Below are 3849 nucleotides of genomic sequence, written 5' to 3' on the forward strand. Positions count from 1 at the left end.
TCCCCCACCTCCCCCACCTACTCCCTTCCCGGACATAATTCTCGTACCTTTTGCGGAAGTTGCCGACAGACTTGTGAGAATGATTGGGGTGATAATTGCCACCAAGCAAATAAACTGATTGTGGTACTTCCCAATAATAAAACTAATAATCCTGCTAATAGTACCAAACCTTTACTTCTAGATGGTTTTAGCGGTGCTTCTGTCAAACTTAAATCAAGCAAGGCTTGGGAACTTGCTGTTAAACCTGTTTCTATGGGTGCTGATATAATTAATGCTTCTGCGTCAGGGACGGCTAAGGGTTGGGGCGGAATAATTTCTGCTGGTGGTGCGGGTATAATTGCCATTGAGGATGGTTTGGCAACACGGCAAAGAGTCAGGACTACAGATATATTATCTTGGCCATTCTTTTCGTTAGCCAGTTTAATTAATTCCTGGGTAGCGTCTGCTATGTCTAAATCGCCTGTAAGTACGGGAATTGCGTAGTCTTGCCAAGATTGTTCGACTAAATTGCGATCGCTTAAACCATCGGAACACAGCAATAAAATCCCATCTTCTTCTATAATAAATCTTTGAACCGAAAAGTTGAGAAATTCCGCTTCTTTTGTGCCTAGTGCTTGGGTCAGGGCTTTAGCTTCTGGGATTTGCAATGCTTGACGATATAAACTTTTCCCTAAACCAACTTCTCGTTTTACCATATCATCGTCCACAGTCAGGAGTTGACAATAATTTTGAGTAATCCAATAAGCACGACTATCACCAACATGGGCTAAATAAAGTTCATGGGAATTTTCTAACTGTTCTCTTCTTTGAGGGATTTGCAATGACATAACTAAGGTTGTAGCCATGCGTTCCTTTCCCTGACGTTTTTGCTCGTCATTGCGCGACCATACTACATTATTAACGACGCGTAAACAAGACTCTATTTGTTGACATAAAAGCTTAGGAGTTAATAATTCTGTTTGTTCGTCTATTTGTGCCAATAAAGCCCGCATTTGCAATTTGAGAGACTGCAAAGCTAATTGACTCGCAACTTCACCACCTTCATGACCACCAATACCATCACAAATAATTGCTAGTCTTGGTTGTAATTGATCATCTATGTCCCTTGGATGACTAGGATAACAAGCATCTTCATTATGTTTAATGACGGGACCTGGATCTGTCCCCCCGGCTATAGTTAAATATAAAGGTAATTCTGTGGCTGTTGTTAATAATAGTTCATTGAGTTGAGTATTAATAATTTCTAAATCATTTTCAGGTTGACACATTAACTCAACTATGTATTCTAATTTTGGGGAACTGGTGGTTTTTGCAACTGTCACCCAATTGCGCCAAGAATTACCTAAATCTTGTAAAGTTAATTCTTCTATGTTTTGATGCAGTTCTAGTAAGCGAATACACCAACCTTGCACACATAAATTATCTGCTAATAATAAACTTTGGGCAACTCCCAATTCTGATAAAGGTGTCCACAATTGAAGAATTTGCCATAACCAATAAATCTGTCTCACGGGAGATGCTTGTTCCCAGGAGTCGGTAATTGTTGGGTAAATGCAGCCTGTTTCATCTATGGGGGCATTTTCTAGTAAAAGAATATCATCTTCTATTTCGGCTAAGGAGCTAAAACCATAGGCTTGGGGTATATGCAAATGTTCTGAGTATAAGCGTAGGTAGGGAATAACGATATTTGGTAGTTCTGCGGGGATATCTGGTAATAGTGCAGGTTGGGTATCTAACCAAATTTGGGGTTTGATGACTTCATATCTGTTTGCTACCTTTGTTTCTGGGGGAATTTCTGCGGCTTGGTTGCCAGTTGCCCAGAGATAGCGGTAAATTAGGGGGGTGTGACAGCGATCGCAAATAGTATCTCCGACGCAGTTCAAAGGTTGATCACATTCTGGATTTGGGCAATTAATCACCCGTTTGGTAGAAAACATAATTAAAATCAGGATTAGTTTTTTTTGTCAAGATTCACTGTATTGGTGTATCTAATGCCAAGTTAAGATAAAACTGCATGGAATAAGACTTTAAGAATATTTGACCGCAGATAAACGCAAATAAACGCAGATAAGAATAGATGAATAGATTTCATGATTCTGTTCAGCCTCACATAATATTGGTATCAGTAAATTCATTGTAAAGGGAAAAGCGTTATGCCAAGTTCTAGCTTAATTTGGCTGTTGGCGGGTTCGGTTCTGTGTTTGACAGAACTGTTTTTACCATCGGCTTTTGTTGCTTTTATGATGGGCATTAGTGCTTTAATTGTAGGATTATTGTCTTACTCTGGTATAGGAAACTTGTGGATACAAGTTGCAGTTTGGTTGTTTTTGTCTACTACTCTGATTATCCTTTCCCGGCGGTTTTTGCAACCACGACGACGAAAATCGCCCATTCAAGATGCAGTCATTGGGGAAACTTTAACGGAAATTTTACCAGGGCAGGTGGGTAGGGTATTATACGAGGGTAATTCTTGGCGAGCCAAATGTGATGATCACAAAATTAGCTTACCACCTCAACAAACTGTTTATGTGGTGAGAAGGGAAGGGACGACTTTAATTGTCATGCCAGATTATTTTTTGAGTTAGTTGTCAATTGTCAGTTATTCGTTCCGGCTTTAATGGTTAATACCTGCAAATTAGGAGAAAATTATTATGGAACAGCTTTTTTTACTGATCATTTTGGCACTTGGTGGTTCTGCTGTTGCTGGATCTGTGCGTGTTGTCAATCAGGGAAATGAGGCTTTGGTGGAAAGATTGGGTAGTTATAACAAGAAAATGCAGCCCGGACTAAATTTTGTGATGCCGTTTGTTGATAAAGTTATCTACGAAGAAACTATTCGAGAAAAGGTTTTGGATATTCCCCCTCAAAAGTGTATCACCCGCGATAATGTGGGGATTGAGGTGGATGCTGTGGTCTACTGGCGAATTGTGGATATGGAAAAAGCCCGCTATAAGGTGGAGGATCTGCAATCGGCTATGGTAAATTTGGTGTTGACTCAAATTCGTTCGGAAATGGGACAATTGGAGTTAGATCAAACTTTTACCGCTCGGACTCAAATTAATGAATTGTTATTACAGGATTTAGATATTTCTACTGATCCTTGGGGTGTAAAGGTGACGCGGGTGGAGTTGAGGGATATTATTCCTTCTCAAGCGGTACGGGAAGCAATGGAATTGCAAATGTCAGCGGAACGACGCAAACGCGCATCTATTTTAACTTCGGAAGGTGATAGGGAATCGGCTGTGAATAGCGCTAGAGGTAAGGCAGATGCCCAAATTTTGGACGCGGAAGCTAGGCAAAAATCCGTAATTATGCAAGCAGAAGCTGAACAGAAATCAATCATTCTCAGGGCGCAAGCAGAACGCCAACAACAGGTTTTAAAGGCGCAAGCGATCGCTGAATCGGCAGAAATTATCGCTGAGAGGATTAAGGCTAACCCTGATGCTCAAAAAGCACTAGATGTGCTGTTAGCCTTAAATTATTTGGATATGGGGACTACTATTGGTAAAAGCGATAGCAGCAAGGTGATGTTTATGGACCCTCGCACTATTCCAGCTACTTTGGAAGGTATTCGTTCTATTGTTTCAGATAATGCTCCTAATCCCAAACCTCTCTTTCCCACTAATTAAATAATTTCTTCTTCTTTCTTTTATTCCTTCTTTCTGACTCCTGATAGCGCAGCGTGGCCTTAGCCATACTCCTGAATGGGCGCAGTCCCTGCGCCCCTACCTCCTGATAGCACAGCGTGGCCTTAGCCATACTCCTTCTTTCTGACTCCTAACTAGTAGTCTGTCAACCCGAAAATGACGGGTGAAGGCAAGCAGGGGGAGAAGAGAGGCAGGGGGGGGT

The 3849-nt window shown here is 41.2% G+C and carries 3 protein-coding genes; 2 read left to right on the forward strand and 1 reads right to left on the reverse strand.

The genetic code is table 11. The annotated features are described in order from the left end of the window. Window positions 1–17: 17 nt before the first annotated feature. Window positions 18–1937 carry a protein phosphatase 2C domain-containing protein gene (locus tag AN486_RS26225; protein ID WP_053538342.1) on the reverse strand — a complete coding sequence of 640 codons (1920 nt, stop codon included), beginning with the start codon at window positions 1935–1937 and terminating at the stop codon, window positions 18–20. A gap of 216 nt (window positions 1938–2153) precedes the next feature. Here AN486_RS26225 and AN486_RS26230 point away from each other — a divergent pair, with 216 nt between their 5' ends. After that, window positions 2154–2585, forward strand: coding sequence for an NfeD family protein (locus tag AN486_RS26230; protein ID WP_039204334.1), 432 nt, complete (start codon window positions 2154–2156; stop codon window positions 2583–2585). Between the two features lie 66 nt (window positions 2586–2651). Next, window positions 2652–3629: an SPFH domain-containing protein gene (locus AN486_RS26235; protein ID WP_039204335.1), complete on the forward strand. Its 978-nt coding sequence runs from the start codon at window positions 2652–2654 to the stop codon at window positions 3627–3629. Window positions 3630–3849: the final 220 nt, after the last annotated feature.

This window comes from Anabaena sp. AL93 (assembly GCF_001672085.1).
GTDB lineage: Bacteria > Cyanobacteriota > Cyanobacteriia > Cyanobacteriales > Nostocaceae > Dolichospermum > Dolichospermum heterosporum.

What these genes read in the sequence shown, in the direction of transcription:
- AN486_RS26230 (WP_039204334.1), top strand. Translation starts at nt 2,154, where the DNA reads ATGCCAAGTTCTAGCTTAATTTGGCTGTTGGCGGGTTCGGTTCTGTGT.
- AN486_RS26235 (WP_039204335.1), top strand. Translation starts at nt 2,652, where the DNA reads ATGGAACAGCTTTTTTTACTGATCATTTTGGCACTTGGTGGTTCTGCT.
- AN486_RS26225 (WP_053538342.1), bottom strand. Translation starts at nt 1,937, where the DNA reads ATGTTTTCTACCAAACGGGTGATTAATTGCCCAAATCCAGAATGTGAT.